The 21,318-nt window shown below is 65.7% G+C and carries 20 protein-coding genes; 8 read left to right on the forward strand and 12 right to left on the reverse strand.

Annotation, left to right across the window (positions count from 1 at the left end; translation table 11 throughout):
• Positions 1-245 precede the first annotated feature (245 nt).
• A complete protein-coding gene (locus AC1RDJ_RS22470) occupies positions 246-1,514 on the forward strand; it encodes an alpha/beta fold hydrolase (RefSeq protein ID WP_493028755.1) in 1,269 nt (422 codons plus the stop codon).
• Here AC1RDJ_RS22470 and AC1RDJ_RS22475 read toward each other — a convergent pair.
• The 8 genes from AC1RDJ_RS22475 to AC1RDJ_RS22510 all read right to left on the reverse strand — a co-directional run bounded on the left by AC1RDJ_RS22475 (position 1,511) and on the right by AC1RDJ_RS22510 (position 9,736).
• Positions 1,511-2,224: an ABC transporter ATP-binding protein gene (locus tag AC1RDJ_RS22475; protein WP_071324253.1), complete on the reverse strand. Its 714-nt coding sequence runs from the start codon at positions 2,222-2,224 to the stop codon at positions 1,511-1,513. The two genes, AC1RDJ_RS22470 and AC1RDJ_RS22475, sit on opposite strands and share 4 nt — an antisense overlap.
• Positions 2,217-2,930 carry an ABC transporter ATP-binding protein gene (locus tag AC1RDJ_RS22480; RefSeq protein ID WP_493028756.1) on the reverse strand — a complete coding sequence of 238 codons (714 nt, stop codon included), beginning with the start codon at positions 2,928-2,930 and terminating at the stop codon, positions 2,217-2,219. The genes AC1RDJ_RS22475 and AC1RDJ_RS22480 overlap by 8 nt, the downstream gene beginning before the upstream one ends.
• Entirely contained in the window at positions 2,923-3,897 is a 975-nt protein-coding gene (locus AC1RDJ_RS22485) for a branched-chain amino acid ABC transporter permease (protein ID WP_493028757.1), read from the reverse strand. The genes AC1RDJ_RS22480 and AC1RDJ_RS22485 overlap by 8 nt, the downstream gene beginning before the upstream one ends.
• Positions 3,894-4,766, reverse strand: a complete 873-nt coding sequence (locus AC1RDJ_RS22490; protein ID WP_493028758.1) for a branched-chain amino acid ABC transporter permease — start codon at positions 4,764-4,766, stop codon at positions 3,894-3,896. The genes AC1RDJ_RS22485 and AC1RDJ_RS22490 overlap by 4 nt, the downstream gene beginning before the upstream one ends.
• Before the next feature lie 118 nt (positions 4,767-4,884).
• On the reverse strand, positions 4,885-6,051 hold the full coding sequence (locus AC1RDJ_RS22495; RefSeq protein ID WP_071324249.1) for an ABC transporter substrate-binding protein: 1,167 nt from the start codon (positions 6,049-6,051) through the stop codon (positions 4,885-4,887).
• 105 nt (positions 6,052-6,156) lie between these two features.
• Positions 6,157-7,695: a class I adenylate-forming enzyme family protein gene (locus tag AC1RDJ_RS22500; RefSeq protein ID WP_493028759.1), complete on the reverse strand. Its 1,539-nt coding sequence runs from the start codon at positions 7,693-7,695 to the stop codon at positions 6,157-6,159.
• Between the two features lie 11 nt (positions 7,696-7,706).
• On the reverse strand, positions 7,707-8,861 hold the full coding sequence (locus tag AC1RDJ_RS22505) for an acyl-CoA dehydrogenase family protein (RefSeq protein WP_493028760.1): 1,155 nt from the start codon (positions 8,859-8,861) through the stop codon (positions 7,707-7,709).
• 50 nt (positions 8,862-8,911) lie between these two features.
• Positions 8,912-9,736 carry an IclR family transcriptional regulator gene (locus AC1RDJ_RS22510; protein WP_493028761.1) on the reverse strand — a complete coding sequence of 275 codons (825 nt, stop codon included), beginning with the start codon at positions 9,734-9,736 and terminating at the stop codon, positions 8,912-8,914.
• Positions 9,737-10,013: 277 nt separating this feature from the next.
• Between AC1RDJ_RS22510 and AC1RDJ_RS22515 the strand changes: the two genes are divergently transcribed.
• On the forward strand, positions 10,014-11,999 hold the full coding sequence (locus tag AC1RDJ_RS22515) for a TonB-dependent receptor plug domain-containing protein (protein WP_493028762.1): 1,986 nt from the start codon (positions 10,014-10,016) through the stop codon (positions 11,997-11,999).
• 30 nt (positions 12,000-12,029) lie between these two features.
• On the forward strand, positions 12,030-12,566 hold the full coding sequence (locus AC1RDJ_RS22520) for a molybdopterin-dependent oxidoreductase (protein ID WP_289888838.1): 537 nt from the start codon (positions 12,030-12,032) through the stop codon (positions 12,564-12,566).
• A 53-nt stretch (positions 12,567-12,619) separates the two neighbouring features.
• Here AC1RDJ_RS22520 and AC1RDJ_RS22525 read toward each other — a convergent pair whose 3' ends face one another.
• The 3 genes from AC1RDJ_RS22525 to AC1RDJ_RS22535 are packed head-to-tail and all read right to left on the reverse strand — an operon-like array spanning position 12,620 to position 15,501.
• On the reverse strand, positions 12,620-13,549 hold the full coding sequence (locus AC1RDJ_RS22525) for an alpha/beta hydrolase (protein ID WP_493028763.1): 930 nt from the start codon (positions 13,547-13,549) through the stop codon (positions 12,620-12,622).
• Entirely contained in the window at positions 13,546-14,412 is an 867-nt protein-coding gene (locus tag AC1RDJ_RS22530) for an alpha/beta fold hydrolase (RefSeq protein ID WP_071324244.1), read from the reverse strand. Before AC1RDJ_RS22530 ends, AC1RDJ_RS22525 begins: the two co-directional genes overlap by 4 nt.
• Positions 14,413-14,439: 27 nt before the next feature.
• Positions 14,440-15,501 (reverse strand): sugar phosphate isomerase/epimerase family protein, encoded by a 1,062-nt coding sequence (locus tag AC1RDJ_RS22535; protein WP_493028764.1) that lies wholly within the window; start codon positions 15,499-15,501, stop codon positions 14,440-14,442.
• Positions 15,502-15,641: 140 nt separating this feature from the next.
• Between AC1RDJ_RS22535 and AC1RDJ_RS22540 the strand changes: the two genes are divergently transcribed.
• On the forward strand, positions 15,642-16,277 hold the full coding sequence (locus tag AC1RDJ_RS22540; protein WP_289888836.1) for a TetR/AcrR family transcriptional regulator: 636 nt from the start codon (positions 15,642-15,644) through the stop codon (positions 16,275-16,277).
• On the opposite strand, the gene AC1RDJ_RS22545 is transcribed toward AC1RDJ_RS22540, so the two are convergent.
• The gene (locus AC1RDJ_RS22545) at positions 16,267-16,638 is read right to left on the reverse strand and encodes a flagellar basal body protein (RefSeq protein WP_493028765.1); all 372 of its coding nucleotides are present in this window, start codon (positions 16,636-16,638) and stop codon (positions 16,267-16,269) included. The genes AC1RDJ_RS22540 and AC1RDJ_RS22545 overlap by 11 nt on opposite strands.
• A 201-nt stretch (positions 16,639-16,839) precedes the next feature.
• Here AC1RDJ_RS22545 and AC1RDJ_RS22550 point away from each other — a divergent pair, with 201 nt between their 5' ends.
• The 4 genes from AC1RDJ_RS22550 (at position 16,840) to AC1RDJ_RS22565 (ending at position 21,311) form a co-directional block, all read left to right on the forward strand.
• Positions 16,840-17,994, forward strand: coding sequence for a dienelactone hydrolase family protein (locus tag AC1RDJ_RS22550; protein ID WP_493028766.1), 1,155 nt, complete (start codon positions 16,840-16,842; stop codon positions 17,992-17,994).
• 112 nt (positions 17,995-18,106) lie between these two features.
• Entirely contained in the window at positions 18,107-19,597 is a 1,491-nt protein-coding gene (locus AC1RDJ_RS22555) for an NYN domain-containing protein (protein WP_083411894.1), read from the forward strand.
• A gap of 134 nt (positions 19,598-19,731) precedes the next feature.
• Positions 19,732-20,349: a PAQR family membrane homeostasis protein TrhA gene (gene trhA / locus AC1RDJ_RS22560; protein ID WP_071324238.1), complete on the forward strand. Its 618-nt coding sequence runs from the start codon at positions 19,732-19,734 to the stop codon at positions 20,347-20,349.
• Between the two features lie 80 nt (positions 20,350-20,429).
• Entirely contained in the window at positions 20,430-21,311 is an 882-nt protein-coding gene (locus AC1RDJ_RS22565) for a LysR family transcriptional regulator (protein ID WP_071324237.1), read from the forward strand.
• Positions 21,312-21,318: the final 7 nt, after the last annotated feature.

Raw genomic sequence — 21,318 nt, forward strand, 5'->3', positions numbered from 1 at the left:
GTAGTAATGTAGCAACTAACTGAATGGCTTCAAGCGTCCGCAAGCCGCTATTGATGCCGACCGTATGCTCATGCTACCGAGGAGGTTCCTTGCTCCAATCTCGCCATGCCATGCTGGCTGCCGCGTGTTTTTTGACTGCGACACAGCTCTGCGCCGCCGCGCCGGACACACTGCCCGTCAAACCTGCCTTTACGCCCTCCGCCTGCGCGGTGCCGGTGCTGCCGGGCGAGAAGATAGAGTGCGGCATGCTGAGCGTGCCCGAGCACCGGGGCAAGGCCGATAGCCGCGCCATCGCCTTGCCCGTCATGATTTTCCGTAGCAGTGCGGCCGCGCCCGCAGCCGATCCCGTCGTGTATCTGCCCGGCGGGCCAGGCCTGAGCAGCATCGACGGGCGCACCAGCGGCAAGGGCAATCCGTTTTTGCTGGAACGCGACCAGATACTGCTCGAAGGACGCGGCAACAAGTTCGCCCAGCCTTCATTGGCCTGTCCCGAATTGAACGCGCTACGGGCGGCGGATGCGGCGCCTGCCGCGCAGACGCAGGCGGTCGAGCGCTGCCGCGCCGTCCTGGCGGCCTCCGGCATCGACCTCGATGGCTACACCTCGGCGGAATCGGCGGACGACCTCGACGACCTGCGCCGCCTGCTCGGCATCGCACAGTGGAATTTGATCGGCTTTTCGTACGGCACGCGCCTGGCCCAGGCGGTGCTGGCGCGCCATCCCGAGGGCGTGCGCAGCGTGGTGCTCGACTCCGTGCTGCCGGCCGACATCAACTACGATGAAATGGCCGCGGCGCCGCTGCAGCGCGCCATCGACCTGGTCCTCGACGGCTGCGCGACGGAGCCCGCGTGCGACGCGCGCTACCCGGACCTGCGCGGACGCCTGCTGGCGCTGCTTGCGCGCGCCGACCGCGACGGCATCGCGGCGCCGGGGCGCGTGCTGCGCCGGCGCGACATCGTCCATGCCCTGGCCGAGGGGTTGCAGCAGCCGGCGCTGATCCCCACCTTGCCTCGCCTGATCGGCGAAGCGTCGCAAGGCCGCCCGCTAGGCCTGCTGCCATTGCTGCGCAGCGCGCCTTCCAGCTTCAACTGGGGGCTGCGCCTGTCGATCTGGTGTGGCGAGGAAATGCCGTTTGAACAGCCCGGGCGCATGGCCGCGCAGGTATCGCCGGCCCTGGGGCTGGGCGGCGTGGATAGCCGCACGGCGACGCCCGACATGTGCGGCGCCTGGCGCGTCGCAGCGGCCGCGGCGCAGGCAAACGATGCCGTGAACAGCGAGGTGCCGGTGCTGATCCTGGCCGGCGAATTCGATCCAGTGACGCCGCCCGCGTGGGGACGGCGCCTGCTGCGCACGATGCCCAATGCGCGCTTCGTGCAGATTCCGGGACAGGCGCATGGCGCCATATTCAACCGCTGCGGCGGGCAGCTGACGCTGGCCTTCCTGCGCGACCCGCGCGCGCCCCTGAACCTGGACTGCGTGGCCAGGATGCAGGGGCTGGTGTTTTCCGGCGACTAGCGCGCAAAGTAGAGCGCATGCAGGTGCTCGAGATCGACCTCGGACGCCGCCTGCGACAGCGCCACTTTCCCGCTTTGCATCAGGTAGACGTGGTCGGCCACGCCCACGGCGCGCGCCGTATTCTGCTCGACGAGGATGATGGTGCGACGGCCGTCGTTCAGGCGCGCGAGGATCTCGAACAGCTCGTTGACCACCAGCGGCGCCAGGCCCAGCGACGGCTCGTCGATGATCAGCAGCGACGGGTCCGACATCAGCCCGCGCGCCATCGCCAGCATCTGCGCCTCGCCGCCCGACAGCGAGCCTGCCAGCTGCCGGCGCCGCTCGTGCAGGCGCGGGAACATGGCGTAGGCTTCGGCCAGGCGCGCCGGCATGTGGCTGCGGTGCTCCTTCGGGAAGGCGCCCATGATCAGGTTTTCTTCCACGCTCATGTCGCGAAACGTCATGCGGCCCTCGGGGATCATGGTGACCCTGGCATCGCTCATCTTCCACGTCGGCGTGCCGTTGATGGCCACGCCGTCGAGCGCGATGCGGCCGGCGCCCACCGGCAGCAGGCCCATGATGGCGCGCAGCAGGGTGGTCTTGCCGGCCCCGTTCGGGCCGATGATGGTGGTCAGCTTGCCCTTCTGGATGTCCAGGGAGACATCCCACAGCACATTGATGGCGCCATAGCCGGCGCGCAGGTTCTCTATCTTCAGCGTCGTTTCAAGCATGAACTGCTCCCGTGTAGCTTTCGACGACGGCGGGGTCGCGGAAGACGGCGTCCGGCGTGCCGTCGGCGATCAGCTGGCCGAAATTGAGCACGGCCACGCGCTGGCACAGATTGCTGATGGTTTCGATATCGTGCTCGATCATGACGATGCCGACGCCAAACTGCGCGTGCAAGTCCTTCAGCATGCCCATGAAGCGGCGCTTGCCGTTCGTTTCCAGCCCGGCCAGCACTTCGTCGAGCAGCAGCAGCTTCGGATTCGTCGCCAGCGCCTTGGCCACTTCCAGCGCCTTGAGCTCCGTCAGCGCCAGTTCGCTGGCCGCGTCGCGACCGGCCTTGCCCGCCAGGCTAGTAAAATCGAGGATTTCGTCGATCTGGCGCATGTCCACCTTGCCCGTGCCGAAGCGCTGCGCCACGATGAGGTTTTCGCGCACCGTCAGTTCATGCATCGGTTGCGGGATCTGGAAGGTGCGGCCCAGGCCCAGGCGCGCGCGCTGGTACATGGGCGTGGCCATGATGTCGCGCCCCTCGAAGCGGATATGGCCGCTGGTGGGGCGCACGAGGCCGGAAATGGCATTGAACAGGGTGGTCTTGCCGGCGCCGTTGGCGCCGACCAGGCCGATCACGTCGTGGCTGCCCACCTTCAGCGTGACGCTGTCTACGGCCGTCAGGCCGCCGAAGCGCACGGACACATTATCGAGTTCAAGCATGTGTTTTCTCCTTCGCCTTGAACGCGTTTTTCAGCCATTTTTGCAGCAGCGGCAGCAGGCCGTTCGGGCTGAAGACGATCATCGCCACCAGCAGCACGCCGAGCACCAGCTGGTGCCCGGTGGGGATCAGCGACTTGAAAATGAGCTGGTCCACCAGGTACACGACGACGGCGCCCAGCACGGGGCCGAGGATGGTGCGGTAGCCGCCGAAGATGGCCGCCACGATGGGCAGGGTGACCCACAGGCTGTTGAAGGCGTAGTCGGGCTCGAGGAAGTTGATGTAGTGGGCGTTGAAGGCGCCGAACAGGCCCGCCATGAAGGCCGATACCAGCAGCATCATGCCTTTCAACAGGGTGCTGTTGACGCCGACGACGCGCGTGGCGTCTTCGCTGTCGTGCATGGCGCGCAGGGCGATGCCGTAGTGGCTGGCGCGGATGCGGCTGTAGGCGATGGCGCAGCACACCACCAGGGTCAGCACCACCAGGTAGGCGCCCGTCTTGCTGGCCAGGTCGAAGCCGAAGACGGTGGGCAGGGTGGGAATGTTGTTGATGCCGCCGGCGCCGCCCGTGACGGAACTCCATTCCGTGGCCAGGATGCGGAAGATGTGGGCGTAGGCGAGGATGGCCAGCGCAAAATACGGCCCGCGCAGGCGCAGCACTGGCAGCATGATGATGGCGGCGATGGCCGCGCCCGCGCCGCCCAGCAGCATGGCGGCAAACACGGGCAAGCCCAGTTTCACGGTGGCCAGCGCGGAGACATACGCGCCCACGCCGAAGAATGCCGCGTGGCCGAAGCTGACCATGCCACCCAGGTTGCCCAGCAGGGCCCAGGACATGGCCACGCCGCCGATGATCAGGGCCGCCACCACCATGCTCATCACATACTGGTTGGCGCCCAGGAGCAGCGGCACGGCGACATAGGCGGCCAGCAGCAGGGCCGCCGTGGCCATCAGTGTTGAACGCTTCATCCGCGCCTCCGTTGTGCGCCGAACAAGCCGTTCGGCATGATGAACAGCACCAGCAGGAACAGCACCATGCCCGACAATTCCTGCAGCGCGGAGCTGGCCAGGGTGACGGTCAGCGCTTCGGCCACGCCCAGCAGCACGGCGGCGATCAGCACGCCCGGTATCGAGCCGATGCCGGCCAGTACCGTGATGATGAAGGCTTTCACCGTCAGCGCGCCGCCGTATGCCGGCTGGATCACGCCATAGCTGAACAGGGCCACGCCCGCGAAGGCGGCCAGGATGCCTGCGACCAGAAAAGAGACCAGCTCCGTGCGGCCCGGGTCGATGCCCATCAGCTTGGCCGCGTCGCGGTTGCTGGAGACGGCGCGCACGGCGCGGCCATACCAGCTGGTGGCCAGCCAGCGCCACAGGGCCGCCATCAGCACCAGGCTGACGCCGAAGAAAATCAGTTCGCTGCGCATGCTGAAGAAGGGGCCGATCTCGATGCCTTCCTGCAGCCAGCTCGACGAGGTGGAGCGGATGTCGGCCTTCCATACCAGCAGGATGAAATTGGTGAGGATGACGCCGATGCCGTAGGTCAGGATCAGCGAATTGATTTCGCGGTCCTTCTTGATGCGGCTGACGATCAGGTAGACGCCGACGGACGTCAGGCTGACGATCACCAGCGCGATGGGAATGGCGAACATGGGGCCCAGGCCCAGGCCCGACTCCACGCTGTAGGCGATGTAGGCGGCCAGCAGCACCAGTTCGCCGTGCGCCAGGTTGATCACTTTCATGGTGCCGAAGACCAGCGCCAGTCCCAGTGCGATCAGGGCGTAGGAGCCGCCCTGCAGCAAGCCCGAATACAGGGCTTGCAAGATTAATTCAGTCATGTCGTCATCCCGTCAGGCGGCCTGGCGCAGCATGTACGCAGCGTGCATGCAGTGCAGGACCGCCGTTCATCGGTGCGCGCCCGGAAGGGCACGCGCGTGTGCAGCGGGAGGCTGCCGCTTACCAGGGCACGGCCGGGTAGGCCAGCTTGCCCGTGGCGTGCTCCTTCGGCCAGACGATCACCACTTTCTTGTCCTGGTGCTGCGCCATGCGGTGCACGAAGTTCTGGTTGTCGCCGTTGGCGGCGAACTGCACCCGGCCGATCAGGGTTTCGCGGTCCGTCTTGCGCATTTCCTCGGCCACGCCGCCTTTCTTGATGGTGCCCTTGTCGGCCGCGCGCGCGATCGCTTCGAACAGCAGCATCGACTGCACGTAGCCGAACTGGCCCAGGTAGTCCGGCTCCTTCTTGTACAGCTGCTTGTAGGCGTCGCTGAACGCCTTGCCGTCGGCCGTCTTGAATTCCGTGGGGAAGGGCAGCAGGGCCGTGCCGAAGACGTTCGGCATCAGGTCGGGGAAGTCGGCTGCCATCTTCGGCGTGGCCAGCGACCAGACGCCCACCATGGCCTTGATCTTCGGTTTCAGCACGCGCGCGGCGCGGATGATGCCCACATAATCGTTTTCATAGCCGACCATGGCCACCACTTCCGATTTGTCTTGCAGCTTGATCTTGTTGATGATGGGCTTGAAGTCCGTGATGGCCGGGTCGAACGAGTGCGTCGTCACTTTCACGCCCCTGGCGGCCAGCGCCTTTTCCACGTCCTTCGCCAGGCCCGTGGTGGCGTCCTTGGTCGAATACACGATGGAGACGGATTTCGCGCCCACGTCGGCAAGCATGCCCAGCATGGCTTTTTCGTAGCCGGCCGTGTTATTGATGCGGAAAAAATTCTTGCGTCCGCTGGCCACCAGGCTGTCGTCGACGCCGCCCGAGGTGATGTAGACGAGCCCCAGCTTGTTGGCCGTATCCGAGGCGGGCGAGATATTGTTCGAGCCGTAGCCGCCCGTGATGGCCACGACGCCCTGGCTGGCCAGCTTTTCCACGGCGGCGATGGCCTTGGCCGGCGCCGATTCGTCGTCGACGGTGACGATCTTGACCTTGTGCTTGCCGTTGGTCTTGTTGAATACTTCGGCCGCGACCATGATGCCTTCCTGCATGCCGGCGCCGACGCGCGCCAGGTTGCCCGTCAGGGGAATTTCCGCGCCGACCAGGAATTCGTCGGCGCTGGCCTGCGACAGCCAGGCGCTGGCAACCAGCGCTGCCATGGCGATGCGTGTGTATGTGCGTTTCATCGTGTCTCCTCCGGTGATGTGACTTGGCTTGCCGGCGCCAGGATCGGCGCCGGCAACACTACCCGCCTGGGTTTTATTGTCGGGTCTCTTGCTAACAACTCGAATTCACTGCCTATCTTGCGCCATCTGCCGCAACTGGCCCTTCAAAATCTTGCCCGTGGCGGCGGCCGGCAAGGCTTCCATGACGATGATGGCGGACGGGCACTTGTACGGCGACAGCGTCTGCGCCAGCCAGGCCTGCAGCTCGGCCGCCGTGGTGCTCTGGCGCGAATCCAGCTCGACATAGGCGACGACGTCCTCGTTGCCGTCGTCCAGGGTGCGTCCCACCACGGCCGACTGGATCACGGACGGATGGGCGTTCAGGGCCGTTTCCACTTCCAGCGGATAGACATTGAAGCCGGAGCGGATGATCAGTTCCTTGGTGCGCCCGACGATGAACAGCGCGCCGTCCGCTTCCTGGCGCGCCATGTCGCCCGTATTGAGCCAGCCGCCGTCGCGCATGGCGGCCGCCGTCATGGCCGGCTCGCGGTAGTAGCCGGCCATGACGTTCGGTCCGCGCATCCACAGTTCGCCTGCCTCGCCCGGCGCCATGTCGACGCCCTCGAAGCTGACCACGCGCACTTCCACGCCCGGTATCGGCGTGCCGACGGAATCGTCGGGGCGCGGCGACTCCAGGCGCGTCTGGCTGATGGTGGGCGAGCTTTCCGTCATGCCGTAGCCATTGTGCAGCGCGGTGCCCAGCAGTTTTTCCACGTCGCGCTTGAGCGACGGCGCCAGCGGCGAGCCGCCCGCATAGGCAAAGCGCAGCCGCGTGGGCAGCGGGGTGTCGGGGCCGCCCAGGGTTTGCAGCAGTTTCGCGTACATGGCCGGCACGCCCTGCACGATGGTCAGTGCGTCGTCCTTCAGGGCCGAGAGCAGGCCGTCGACGGAAAAGCGCGGCACCAGGTATAGCGCGGCGCCCGCATACAGGGTGCCCAGGGCCACCGAGGCCAAGCCATACACGTGCGAGATGGGCAGCACGCCATACGCGCGGTCGGAGCTGGTCAGGCCGCGCAGGGTGCTGGAGACGGCGGCGATGAACAGCAGGTTGCGGTGCGTCAGCATCACGCCCTTGGCCTGGCCCGTTGTGCCCGTGGTATAGATCAGCGCCGCCACTTGCCCGTTGCCGGGCACGCAGGCTTCGGCAATGCTGGCTTCATTCAGTCCGCCCGCCAGCAGCTCGCCCATGGCGTCGACCGTGACAGTGCTGGCGCCGTGGCGCGCCGCATGCGCGGCCGCTTCCGGCGAGGCGCCGGCCAGGAACAGCATCCTGCGCGCCGTGCAGTGGCCGGCGATGCTGTCGATCTCGCGCGCCGACAGCCGGGCATTGACGTTGACGATCCACGCGTCGATGCTGGCGCAAGCGAAGATCAGCGCCACCTGCAGCGCGCAGTTCTCGCCCACCACCATCAGGCGGTCGCCGGGGCGCACGCCGAGCTCGCGCAGCAGCTGCGCGGCGTTGTCCACGCCGTGCCGCAGCTGGGCGTAGCTCCATTGCCGGCCGCCTTCGTGCAGCGCCGGCGCGTCGGGCGTGCGGTCGGCCCAATATGCGGGGATGGCCGACAGGCGCGCCGGCAAGCCGGCCAGCAGTGCGGGAATGTCCATCGCGGTCTCCATTACTTTTGCGCTGCCTTGATCATGTTGCGGGCGATGACGATCTGCTGGATCTGCGTCGTGCCTTCGTAGATGCGGAACAGGCGCACGTCGCGGTAGAAGCGCTCGGCCGCGTATTCGCTGATGTAGCCCGCGCCGCCGTGGATCTGCACGGAGCGGTCGGCCACGCGGCCGCACATTTCGGAGGCGAACAGCTTGCAGCATGACGCTTCCGTCGAAATGTCTTCCCTGTTGTCGCGCCGGCGCGCGGCGTCGAGCACCATGCTGCGCGCCGCGTAAATCTCGGCCTTGCTGTCGGCCAGCATGGCCTGGATCAGCTGGAATTCGGCGATGGGCTGGCCGAACTGCTGGCGTTCCATCGCATAGGCCAGGGCGTCGGCCAGCATGCGTTCGGCCGCGCCCACGCAGACGGCGGCGATGTGCAAACGGCCCTTGTCGAGCACTTTCATGGCCGTCTTGAAGCCCACGCCTTCCTTGCCGCCGATGAGATTCGCGGCCGGCACGCGGCAGTTTTCAAAGATGACGTCGCAGGTATGCGCGCCTTGCTGGCCCATTTTCCTGTCGATCTTGCCCAGCGAGAGGCCCGGCGTGTCCTTTTCCACGATGAAGGCGGAAATGGCCGAGGCGCCGCGCTTGACGGGGTCCGTGCGCGCCATCACGGTAAAGATGCTCGCCTCGGGGGCGTTGGTGATATAGCGCTTGCTGCCGTTGAGGATGTAATGGTCGCCATCGCGCACGGCCGTCGTGCGCAGCGAAGCCGCATCGGAACCGGACCCCGCTTCCGTCAGCGCGAACGAGCCGATGATCTCGCCGGCCGCCAGCTTGGGCAGGTAATGCTGTTTCTGCGCCTCCGTGCCGTCGATCACGATGCCTTGCGAACCGATGCCGTTGTTCGTGCCGATCAGCGAACGGAAGGCCGGCGAGGTGCGGGCGATCTCGAAGGCCACGCGCACTTCCTCTTCCATGCTCAGTTCCAGGCCGCCATAGGCTTCCGGGATCGACAGGCCGAACAGGCCCAGTTCGCGCATCTGCGCCACGATGGCGGGCGGTATCGTATCCGTTTCGGCCACCAGCGCCTCGTTGGGCACCAGCACTTCGCGCACGAAGCGGGCGATGCTGTCGAGCAGGATGTTCAGGGTTTCTTCTTCGCGTATCATCGGGGTCCTCGGCGCGGTTGTCGGAGCTGTCATTGAGAGGGGCGCGCAGTCTAACCGCGGCCCAGGTTTTTTTCCACTGTTTTGACGAGGGCCACCAGGCGCGGTCCCAGGTCGGATTCGAGTTTTTCGCGCGACAGCAGGAAGGCGGGGCCGCCGCAATTGAAGGCCATCACCTGTTCGCCGTCAGCGCCCAGCATGGGTACGCCCACGGCGTGCACGTCGTTCTGCCATTCGCCGGCCGAGATGCAAAAGCCCCGGTCCTGGTAATCCTTGAAGCCCTGTTCGATGCCTGCCTTGATGCGCGGCCAGCGTTCCGTCTCGTGCGCCCTGGCGTGGTCCATCAGGTAGTCGCGTTCGGCCTGCGGCAGGATGCACAGCAGCGCCTTGCCCATGGCTGTCGTCATCAGCGGAATGCGCGAACCGACATCGAGGCGCAGGGTGACGTTGGCGCTGCTGCGGCAGGTTTCCACATACACCATGCTGAGGCGGTCGCGCGTGCCCAGCGAAACGGAGGCTTGCGCATGTTCGGCCAGTTCTTCCATCAGCGGACGCGCCATCTTGCGCACGTCGAGGTTCGACAGCATGCGGTAGCCGAGGGCCAGCACGCCGGCGCCCAGCTGGTATTTGCCCAGGCTGTCCGAGTAATTGAGGTAGCCCAGCTTGGTGAGCGTGTAGGTCAGGCGCGAGATCGTCGGTTTCGGGATGGCCGTGCGCTTGGCCATGTCCGCGTTCGACAGGAACACTTCGCCGGGGCGGAAGCAGCGCAGCACTTCCAGGCCCCGCGCCAGCGCGTTGACGAACTGGCGGTCCTTGCCTTCCTCTTCGTCGCTGAAGACGATGAGTTCCGGATCCGTTGCGGCTGGCGTATTGCTCATGTTTGCGGTCATTTTTCAGGCTCCCTGGAAACCAGTTTGCCTAGCTGAAACGGACGTGTCAATCGTTTTGTGAAACATTCGTTTGCACAGCGAAATGCTGCGCTGCATGAAAATTGCGGGAAAAATTGACCTGCGCAGGGGTTTTCCGTCTTGTCGCTTGAGCATCGCTATATACGTCTGTATATTGCGCTGTGGGATGACGGCTGCCTGTGGGCGGCTGCTTTTTTGCATATCGCTATATAAGACGATATATAACGAAAAGATGGAAGAATAAACGATGTTGAAACAGCTAATGACGGGTGCCGTAGCGCTGGCGCTGGCACAGATGGCGCAGGCGCAGCAAGCGGTGGTCAAGGACGAGGCGGCGGCGCCATTCGTGCTGGGCACGGTGACGGTGGTGGGCCAGCGCGATGAACTCAGCGCACAGCAGGTGGGATCGCAGGTGAGCCGCGCCGAGATGCGCCGCTTTAACCGCGACAACGTGGGCGATGCCTTGAACCTGCTGTCGGGCGTGTCGCTGTCGACCAATTCGCGCAATGAGAAAACCGTCGCCATCCGCGGCTTCGACGCGCGCCAGGTGCCGCTGTACATCGACGGCATTCCCGTCTACGTGCCGTACGACGGCTATGTCGATTTCAACCGCTTCACGACCAGCGACCTGGCCGCCATCCAGGTGGCCAAGGGTTACAGCTCCGTGGCGTATGGCGCCAACACCCTGGGCGGCGCCATCAACCTGGTGTCGCGCAAGCCCACGGCCCGGATGGAGGGCGATGCCTCCATCGGTTTTGGCTCGGGCAGCGAGCGCCAGATGTCGGCCAACGTCGGCACCAACCAGGGCCTGTGGTATCTGCAGGCCGGCGTGTCGTATATCGACAGCGACGGCTTTCCCATGTCGTCCGATTTCCGCCCCACGGCCACGGAAGACGGCGGCACGCGCAACAATTCCTACCGCAAGGATCATAAACTGTCGTTCAAGGTGGGGCTGACGCCGGGCGGCGCGCAGGCGGGCGACGAATATGCGCTCAGCTACTACAAGCAGCATGGCGAAAAGGGCCAGCCGCCATCGACCAACCCCGTCGGCGCGCGCTACTGGCAATGGCCGTACTGGAACAAGGAAAGCGTGTATTTCGTGTCGCAGACGCGCCTGGGCGACGCCGAACGCCTCAAATTGCGCCTGTATCACGACAGCTACGACAATGAGATCACCTCATACACGAACGGCAGCTACACGACGTTGAAGACCAGCGGCCAGGGCAGCGTCAGCGGCGGGCGCAGCATCTACAACGACCGTACGAATGGCGGCGCGGTGGAACTCGAATCGTTCCGCCTGGCCGCGCACAGCCTGCGCTTTGTCGCCAGCTACAAGGCGGACGAGCACCAGGAACGCGATGGCAAGGGCGTGCGCACCACCTGGTACAAGGATGCCCTGTGGACCCTGGGCGCGGAAGACAGCATCGCCCTGAATGCGGCGACGGCACTGTCGCTGGGCGTGTCGCGCAACGAGCTGCGCCCCGATACGGTCTACAGCGCCGGCAATGCCTACACCTTGCCGGGCAATCAGGCGGCGACCGACCTGCAGGCGGGCCTGTTCCACAACATGAGTTCCGAGGCGAAGGTGTACGCCACGGTGGCGCGCAAGTCGCGCCTGCCGACCCTGAAGGACCGCTACTCGCAACGCCTGGGCACGTATATCGAAAACCCGGCCTTGCGCGCGGAAGAAGCGCTGAACTATGAGCTGGGCTACCAGGCAAGCGTGCGCGGGCTGGCGTTTGACGCCGCCCTGTTCTACAGCGACGTGAAGGACAAGATCCAGAGCGTGGCGAATGTGGCGGGCGTGCGCGCGCAGATGCAGAACGCGGGCAGGGCGCATATCAGCGGCGTGGAACTGGGCTTGCGCGGCCGCGCCGGCGCCTGGCTGGACTTCGGCGGCAACTACACGTACACGGACATGAAGAACGTCAGCGATCGCGCCATCCGCCTCACGGACGTGCCGCGCCACAAGCTGACGGCGCACGCCGTGCTGCACGCGGCGCGCCAGGTCGACGTGGTGGCGATCGCTGAATCAAACAGCGGCCGCTGGGTCTCGAACACACTCGAACTCGGCGGTTTTACCACCGTCAACCTGAAGGCCGTGTACCGCCCCATGCCGGCCTTGAGCCTGGAAGCGGGCGTGGCGAACCTGGGCGACCGCAATTACGCGCTGTCCGACGGTTTTCCCAGCGCGGGCCGCACGTTGCTGGCCAATGCGCAGGTCCAGTTCTGATGTTTTGAATGTTCCATGAAAGGATACGGCATGTTGAAGAAAATACTCGCTGCCTGCACTTCGGCGGCGCTGCTGGCGGCGGCGCCCGCGTGGGCGGACCCGGCGCCAGCGCGCGACAATATGAGCCACGCGCTGGCCGTGACGGGCATGGTGGAAACGCCATTGAACCTGAAGGTGGGGGACCTGCGCCAGCTGCCGCCGGCCAATGGCGGTGAAATCGCCGTCACGCGCCACAATGGCGAGAAGGCCGAAACCATCACCGGCTATCGTGGCGTGCGCCTGCGCGATATCCTCGACAAGGCCGTGCTCGATGCGCCCGGCCACAACGACGTCAAGAAGCTTGCCATCATCGCCACGGCCACCGATGGCTACGCGGTGGTGTTCTCGTGGGGCGAGCTGTATAACGCGCCGGCCGGCGAGGGCGTCATCGTCTATTACGAGAAAAACGGCAAGGCCCTCGACGACAACGATGGCGAGATCGCCCTGATTTCTGCGCAAGACATCCGTACGGGGCCCCGCCACGTGAAATGGCTGAACGGCATCGAGGTGCGCAAGCTGGTGGAGTGATGTCCACCTGGTGAAGAAAAAACGCGCCGTGGAACTGTCCACGGCGCGTTTTTTTATGCCGCCAGCGCCGTTCGTATGGCCGGGCCCGCTACATCGAACAATCCCCGCGCCGCCGGCGTCAAGCCCAGCATGTGGATGGACGCATGGATCATGCCGTCGAGCTGCACGCACGCGGCTGCCACGCCGTCATCGCGCAAGCGCCGCGCATACGTCTCGCCCTCGTCATGCAGCGGGTCGTATTCGCATACCAGCACGGTCGCCGGCGGCAAGTCCTTCAGCGAGCCAGCCCGCAGTGGCGCCGCATATGGGTTCGTGCCTTCGGCCGGGTCGTTCAGGTAGGCCGACCAGCAGAAGCGCATGGCGTCCCGCGTCAGCGAATGGCCTTCCGCATAGCGCTGGTACGAGGCCGTGTCGAAGGCGAAGTCGAGCGCCGGGTACAGCAGCAGCTGGTGCGCCAGGGCAGGTCCGGCCTGGTCGCGCGCCATCAGGGCGGCGGCCGCCGCCAGATTGCCGCCCGCGCTGTCGCCGCCCACGGCCAGCCGCTTCGCGTCGATGCCCAGCGCCTGCGCCTTGTCCGCCACCCAGCACAGGGCACGGTAAAAGTCATCGAGCGGCACGGGGAACTTGTGCTCGGGCGCCAGCCGGTAATCGACGGAAAAAATCACGCAGCCGGTGGCATTGGCCAGCGCGCGGCACGGATTGTCGTACAGGTCCAGCGAGCACAGACACCAGCCGCCGCCATGCGCGAAGACGATGGCCGGCAGGGGCTTGCCTGTGTCCGCGCCGGCAGGTACGTAGGCGCGCACGGCCAGTGCGTGTTCGCCGGGCACGATGTAGTCCTTGACGGACGCCACCTCTTCCAGCGGTCCGTGCAGCTGGCGCAAGCCCGTTTCCGTGGCCGCCCGCAGGTCCGCCAGCGCGGCGGGCTGCGGCGCACCGTTCGCCTGCGCCAGGAAGGCCGCTATGCGTGGATCGAGGCTCATGCAGGCTCTCCGGCCAGGAAGGGCAGCAGGTGGGCGATGAACGCTTCCGGCTGTTCTTCCATGATGAAGTGGCCGCACTCGGCGACGATGGCGCCTTGCAGAATTTTCGCCTTGCCCTGCATGGTCAGCAGCGGCGCGTCGTTGGTGGCGTGGTCGGCACCGATGGCCAGCACGGGCATGGACAGGCTCGTTTTCGCCCGCACCAGGTTTTGCCGGATGGTTTCCGGGATCGCCCGGTAATAGGCGAAGCCGGAGCGCAGCGCGCCTGGCGTGGCGTAGGCGTCCGCATACACGTCGACGGCCACCTTGTCGCGGCGGTATGACCAGCGGTCCAGGATGAAGCGGATGTATTCGCGCTCCTTGCCGGCCGTGAGCATCTCCGGCAAGTCCAGCACCTGGTTGAACATGAAGTGCCACAGGAAGATGTTGTCGGACGGCGCCACGAAGATGGGCGGCGCCGGCGCCAGGCCGGGAATCACGGCTTCCGTCAGCGCCAGTTTCGTCACGGCCTGCGGGAAATCGCTGGCCAGCGCATAGCCGACCCACATGCCGATGTCGTGGCCGACCACGTCGTACTGGGCATGGCCCAGGGCCAGCATGGCGCGGTGCAGGGTGGCCGCCACGGCGCCCGTGTCGTAGCCGCCGGCCGGGCGGTCGGAGTGGCCGCTGCCTGGCGGGTCGATGGCGATCGCCTGGTAGCCCTGGGCCGCCAGGGCCGCCATCACGTGGCGCCAGGCGTACCAGGTCTGCGGCCAGCCGGGGATCAGCAGCACGGGTTTTCCTTCGCCGGCGATGACGCAATGCAGGCGCTGGCCGTCGATGCGCACGTAGTCGTGGGTGTAGCTGTTGTCATTCTGATGCATGGCAAGTCCTTGTATTTATTCAGTTGATTAGTTGTGCTGGATGCCCAGCAGGGTATTGATCTGTTGCGCGCTGACGGGGGCGCCGGCGAAGTCGTCGAAGATCTTGTCGGTCACGGGAATGATGTGGGCGTTGATGAAAGCCACGCCTTCACGCGCGCCCACTTCCTGGTCCTTCAGGCAGCATTCCCATTCCAGCGTGGCCCAGCCCGCGTAGTCGTTCTGCGCCATCTTCGAGAAAATGGCCTTGAAGTCGACCTGGCCGTCGCCCAGCGAACGGAAGCGCCCGGCGCGGTTTTCCCACGACTGGTAGCCGCCGTAGATGCCTTGCCGTCCTGTCGGATTGAATTCAGCATCCTTCACATGGAACATGCGGATGTGGTCCTTGTAGATGTCGATGAATTCCAGGTAGTTCAGCTGCTGCAGCACGAAGTGGCTCGGGTCGAACAGCATCTTGCAGCGCGGGTGGCGGCCCACGCGCTCGTAAAACATCTCGAAGCTGATGCCGTCATGCAGGTCTTCGCTCGGGTGGATTTCGTAGCACAGGTTGATGCCCTGTTCCTCGCACACGTCGAGGATGGGCAGCCAGCGGCGCGCCAGCTCGTCGAAGGCCGCCTCGATCAGGCCGGGCGGGCGCTGCGGGAACGGGAACAGGTAGGGCCAGGCGAACGAGCCGGAAAACGTGCCCATGTCCGTCAGGCCCAGGCGCTTCGAGGCCATGGCCGCCAGCTTGACCTGTTCGATGGCCCACTCGGTGCGCGCTGCCGGCTGGCCGTGCAGGTGTGCCGGCGCAAAGCTGTCGCACAGCGCGTCGTAGGCCGGGTGCACGGCCACCAGCTGGCCGAGGATGTGCGTCGTCAGTTCGCTGATGACGAGGCCATGGCTGGCCAGCATGGCAACGAGGTCGTCGCAGTATTGCTGGCTGTGGGCGGCCTGCGCCACGTCGAACAGGCGCGCATCCCAGGCGGGAATCTGCAGGGCCTTGAAGCCCATGCCGGCCGCCCACTCGGCGATGGCGGGCAGGGTGTTGAAGGGCGCCGTATCGGCGGCGAATTGTGCCAGGTGCAGGCTTGGTCCTTGGATGGTTTTCATATCGGCTCCTATTGTTTGTCGATCGACAAAGAATAGGCGAAATTTTCCGCGCGGTCAAGGCCGTCATGCAAAATAAATCGGGAACGCGGTACGCGCCCCAGGCGTTATACTGGCCGCCACTTCGCAAGCAGAGGATCAAGATGGCAGGAAGACCGAGGGAATTTGACCGCGCGCTGGCGCTGGAAAAAGCGCGCGACGCGTTCTGGACGCGCGGTTACGAAGGCGTGTCGATGGCCGACCTGGTGGCGGCGCTGGGCATCGCCTCGGCGCGCATCTATGCGGCGTTCGGCTCGAAGGAGCAGCTGTTCCGCGAAGCCGTGGAGCTGTATGAAACAGGCGAGGGCGCGTTTGCCGTGCACGCCCTGGCCGCCAGCCTGAACGTGCGCGACGCGGTGGCGCGCATGCTGGAAGAAGCGGTGCTGCTATATACGCGCAGCGGCCAGCCGCAAGGCTGCATGGTGGTGACGGCCGCCACCAACACCAGCGCGGACAACGCCGGCATCGCCGACTGGCTGGCGCAGCACCGCCGCGCGCGCACGCAAGCCGTCATCGAGCGCTTGCGCGCGGCGCAGCTGGCGGGGGAATTGAAAGAGGAGGCGGACGTGCAGGCGCTGGGCGATTATTATGCGGCGCTGCTGCATGGCTTGTCGGTGCAGGCGCGCGACGGCATTCCCGCCGAGCGCCTGCTGGCGCTGATTGCGCCGGCCATGGCGCCGCTGGCGCTGGAAATGAAAAACCAGACTATCTTGCCGATAGTCGCAGTATCTACGTCTTGACGTTGATCAGGCTGCCCAGCGCCTGGTCGGCCGCCTTGACGACATTCGCCGATAGATTGAAACCGGCCTTGTAGACGAGGTTATCCGTCAGTTCGGATGCCAGGCCGACACCGTTCGGCCGGCTTTCCGCAGCCTTGGCCGCGTTGGCATTGGCGCCGCTGACGCTTTCGCCGGCGGCCAGCTTGCGCCCCTCGACGGAGAGGGTGACGCCCGTGCCGGCCGGGCTGGCTTCCTGGAAGCGGGCTTCCTGCGGCTGGAAGCCTGGCGTATTCGCATTCGCGACATTATGGGCAGCCACGTCCAGCGCGCGCTGGTTGGCGGTCAGCCCCGAGGTGCCGGTGGTGAGGGCGGATATGGACATGGCGACTCCTTCAGAATACCGCCAGTTTACTCCCGTATCGGGTAAAAATGGTTGGCGCAAGGCAACAATTCGCCGGCGGGTTGATTCCGGCGAAAAATAGTTATCTGACGTAACTTTTTGATCTTGTTCTGTGGCATGGCGCTGCCTAGACTGGCCGGGTAGTCATCCATGGAGTGCGTCATTTCCCGCCCTGTCCGCCACTTGCTCCCGAGTTTGCTGCTCGGCTTGTCTTGCCTGTCCCTGCACGCCCAGGCTTCCACACTGCCATTGCCGCTCGACGCCCGCTTGAACGAGCAGGTCATCCTGGTGCCGGCCGGCGACGGCAGGCGCGAGGCGCTGCAAACGACGCTGTTCCGCCCGTCCGGTCCCGGCCCGTTTCCCCTGTTGCTGATGAATCATGGCAAGTCGGCGGGGCCGGCGCGGCTGCAGCAGCGCGAGCGCTTCATTTACATGGCCACGGAATTCGTGCGCCGCGGCTATGCCGTCATGCTGCCCATGCGCGCCGGGTATGCGCAGTCCACGGGTGCGTACCGCGATGCCGGCTGCGACATGCTGGCCAATGCCCAGGGCCAGGCGCTCGACGCGCTCGACGCGCTGGCCTATGCGCGCCGCCAGAGCTGGGTCGACCCCGCGCGCATCGTCGTGGCCGGCCAGTCGTATGGCGGCATGGCGGCGCTGGCGCTGGCGACGCGGGCGCTGCCCGGCGTGCGCGGCGTGCTCAATTTTGCCGGCGGCCTGCGCGTCGATGCGCCCGGCTGCGACTGGCCTTCGGCGCTGGCCAGGGCCTTTGCCACGCTGGGTGCCTACAGCCGCATTCCCAGCCTGTGGCTGTACGGCGCGAATGACTCCTATTTCGGGCCGGCGTTGGCGCGGCGCCTGTTCAACTCGTATCGCGGTTCGGGCGGCAAGGGGGAACTGGTCGCGTATGGGCCGTTCAAGCGCGATGCCCACCTGACCCTGGGCAGCCGCGATGGCGTGGCCGTGTGGCTGCCGGCCACCCTGCGCTTCCTGCAAAAGATCGGCATGCCGGTGCGGCAGGTGTACGCCGTGGCCGATCCGCCGCCGCCTTGCGAGACGCATTTCGCGCCGTTCGATGATATCGCCGCCGTGCCCTACCTGGCCGAGCCGGGCCGCGCCGCCTACCGCGACTTCCTCGACAACACGGCGCCGCGCGCCTTTGCCGTCTCTGCCAGCGGTGCCTGGGGCTGGGCGGCGGAGGGCGAAAGTCCCGATGTGCGCGCGCTGGCGTCGTGCCAGCAGCGCAGCAGTGCGCCGTGCCAGCTGTATTCGGTCGATGAAAGCGTCGTCTGGACGGGAAACCGTAGTGGCGCGGGCGCCGCCGGCGGCGCGGAATAGGCGGGCGCGCACGATAGTTGTCGCCGAAACGGGCGGCGGGCGAATATACTAGGCGAAAAGGGAGGCGTTGCGCTTCCCGTCCGCCCTTATCATCAAGCGAGAATTCACCCTTATGGCGTCATCCCCAGAAAACCTCAGCATGGCCGTGTTTTGCGACTTCGAGAACGTCGCGCTCGGCGTGCGAGATGCAAATTACGAAAAATTCGATATCAAACCGATCCTGGAACGCTTGTTGCTCAAGGGTAGCATCGTCGTCAAGAAGGCGTATTGCGACTGGGACCGCTATAAAAGCTTCAAGGGCACCATGCACGAAGCGAACTTCGAGCTGATCGAAATTCCCCATGTGCGCCAGTCCGGCAAGAATTCGGCCGACATCCGCCTGGTGGTCGATGCGCTGGACCTGTGCTACACCAAGGCCCACGTCAACACCTTCGTCATCATCAGCGGCGATTCCGATTTTTCGCCGCTGGTGTCGAAGCTGCGCGAAAACGCCAAGCAGGTGATCGGCGTGGGCGTCAAGCAGTCGACTTCCGACTTGCTGGTGGCCAACTGCGACGAATTCATTTTCTACGACGACCTGGTGCGCGAAAGCCGCCGCACGGCCGCCAAGCGCGACGCGCGCGAAACGCCGGCCGCCAAGCGCTCGCCGGACGAGGAAGTGCGCCGCAAGGAAAAATACGAGTCGCGCAAGACGGAAGCGATCGAGATGGCCGTCGAGACCTTCGACGCGCTCGTCTCCGAGCGCGGCGACAGCGGCAAGATCTGGGCCTCGATGCTGAAAGAGGCGATCAAGCGCCGCAAACCCGACTTCAGCGAGTCGTATTACGGCTTCCGCACCTTCGGCAACCTGCTGGAAGAAGCGCAGACGCGCGGCTTGCTGGAGTTCGGCCGCGACGAGAAATCGGGCGCCTATGTCTACCGCAGCAGCGGCCTGGTGCCGGTAGCGGCGCCGCTCAGCGCGGAGACGGGCAGCGACGCCGCCGTCGCCGGCGAGACGGCCGTGACGGAAGAGGGCAGCCGCGAGGGCGGCAGCCGCCGTGATTCGCGCCGCAATGGCCGTGGCGGCCGCAAGCAGAACGAACATCGCCGCGGCGAAGCCGCGCCACAGGCCTTCGTGCCCGTGGCCGACGCCGAAGCGGTCGTCGTGGAACAGTATGCGCCGGCACCGCAGCCGGACGTGGTGCATGAAGTGGCCGAAGCTGCAGTCGAAGCGGCGGCCGACGAAGGCAATGCCAAGCGCGGTGCGCGCCGCAATGGCCGCGGCGGTCGCAAGAATGGCGATGGCGCCCGCGAAGCGCGCGCCGACGTTGTCGAGGCAGCGCCCGTGCCGGAAGCCGTGCCTGCGCCAGTGCCTGAGCCTGAGCTGGTCGTGGAAGCGGTAGCCGAAGCGAAGCCGAAGGCCAAGCCGCGCACGCCGGCCCGCAAGGCGGCAGCGGCGAAAAAGCCGGCCAAGAAGGCGGTAGACGCCGTGGTCGAGGCAGCGCCAGTGCTTGTCGAAGCGGCACCGGTGGAAATCGCGCCCGTGGCCGAAGACAAGCCGGCCAAGGCGCCGCGCAAGACGCCGGCGCGCCGTCCGGCGCGCAAGAAGGCGGAAGCGGCTTGATTGACACCCCCAATGCAGGTACCGGGGGGCGGACCCTCAGGGGCCGACCCCGGCATTTCTATTGGGTGAAGTTGCTTCACCTGGTCCCCAAGCGTGTACGATGAGCCTGTTTTCAACGGGGCGGGCGGTGGTGCATGTATTACGGTGAACGTTTCAACAGCATTTCCCATACGGTGGGCGCCGCGCTGGCGGCCATCGGCGGCGTCATCCTGATCGTCGTGGCGGCCCGCACGGGCGACCCGTGGAAAATCGTCAGCTGCAGCGTGTATGCGGCCATGCTGCTGACCCTCTACCTCACCTCCACCCTGTACCACAGCGTGCGCGGCAAGGCCAAGGCCGTGCTGCAGCGGCTCGACCATTGCGCCATTTACCTGCTCATCGCGGGCACCTACACGCCGTTCATGCTGGTCACCCTGCGCGGGCCGTGGGGCTGGTCGCTGTTCGGCGTCGTGTGGGGGCTGGCGCTGATCGGCATCGTGCAGGAATATGTGTATGCCAGGGGCGCGCGCATCCTCTCGCTGGTGATTTACGTGGCGATGGGCTGGCTGATCGTCATCGGCATCAAGCCCTTGCTGGCCGCGCTGGAATGGGACGGTTTCCTGTGGCTGGTGGCGGGCGGCCTGTGCTACACGGGCGGCATCGCCTTCTACGCCACCGACCACAAGCTGCGCCATGGCCACGGCATCTGGCACCTGTTCGTGCTGGCCGGCAGCAGCTGCCATTTTATCGCCATTTTATTCTACGTAGCCTGACGTTGGCCGCTGCCTTCACTGTTGCCATGATTCCATTATAATGGCGGAATATGTGAAATGCAGGCAATAATAAGGCTAGAATGGATATCAATTCCGACGATCTGAAAATCTTCGTCACCGTCATCGACAGCGGCACCCTGAGCGCGGCCGCCGTGCACCTTGGACAAACCACCTCGGGCGTCAGCCGCGCCCTGTCCCGACTGGAAGACAAGCTGGCGACGTCGCTGCTGACGCGCACCACGCGGCGCATGGAGCTGACGGAAGAGGGCCAGCTGTTCCTGGAAAAGGCGCGCGCCATCCTCGCCTCGATGGAAGACGTGGAAGAGTCGATCCGCATCCGCCGCCAGAAACCGGCCGGCCGCCTGTCCGTGGACGCCGCCTCGCCCTTCATGCTGCATTGCGTGGTGCCGCACGTGGCCGAATTTCGCGCCATGTACCCGGACATCCGCCTGGAACTGACCAGCAACGACCAGATCGCCGACCTGCTCGAGCACCGCACCGATATCGCCATCCGCATCGGCGCCCTGGTCGACTCGACCCTGCATGCGCGTCCGCTCAGTGCCAGCCCCCTGCACGTGCTGGCCACGCCGGCCTACCTGGCGCGCCACGGCACGCCGGCCACGCCGGAAGAGCTGGCCGGCCATGCGCTGCTGGGCTTTGCCCAGTACGAGCTGGGCAACAACTGGCCGCTGCGCCACGCTGCCGGCAACAGCCTGCAGATCGTGCCCGCGCTGGCCGCGTCCAGCGGCGAGACCCTGCGCCAGCTGGCCCTGCACGACCAGGGCATCGTCTGCCTGTCCGACTTCATGACGAAGGACGATATCGCCGCCGGCCGCCTGGTGCAGGTGCTGCAGCCGTACTACACGGGCTACCGGCAGCAGATCCACGCCGTGTACTACCGCAATACGCAGCTGGCGCAGCGCATCAGCTGCTTCCTCGAATTCCTGCAGCAAAAGCTGTAGCCCGGCC

The sequence above is a fragment of the Janthinobacterium sp. GW822-FHT07H10 genome, from assembly GCF_058798675.1.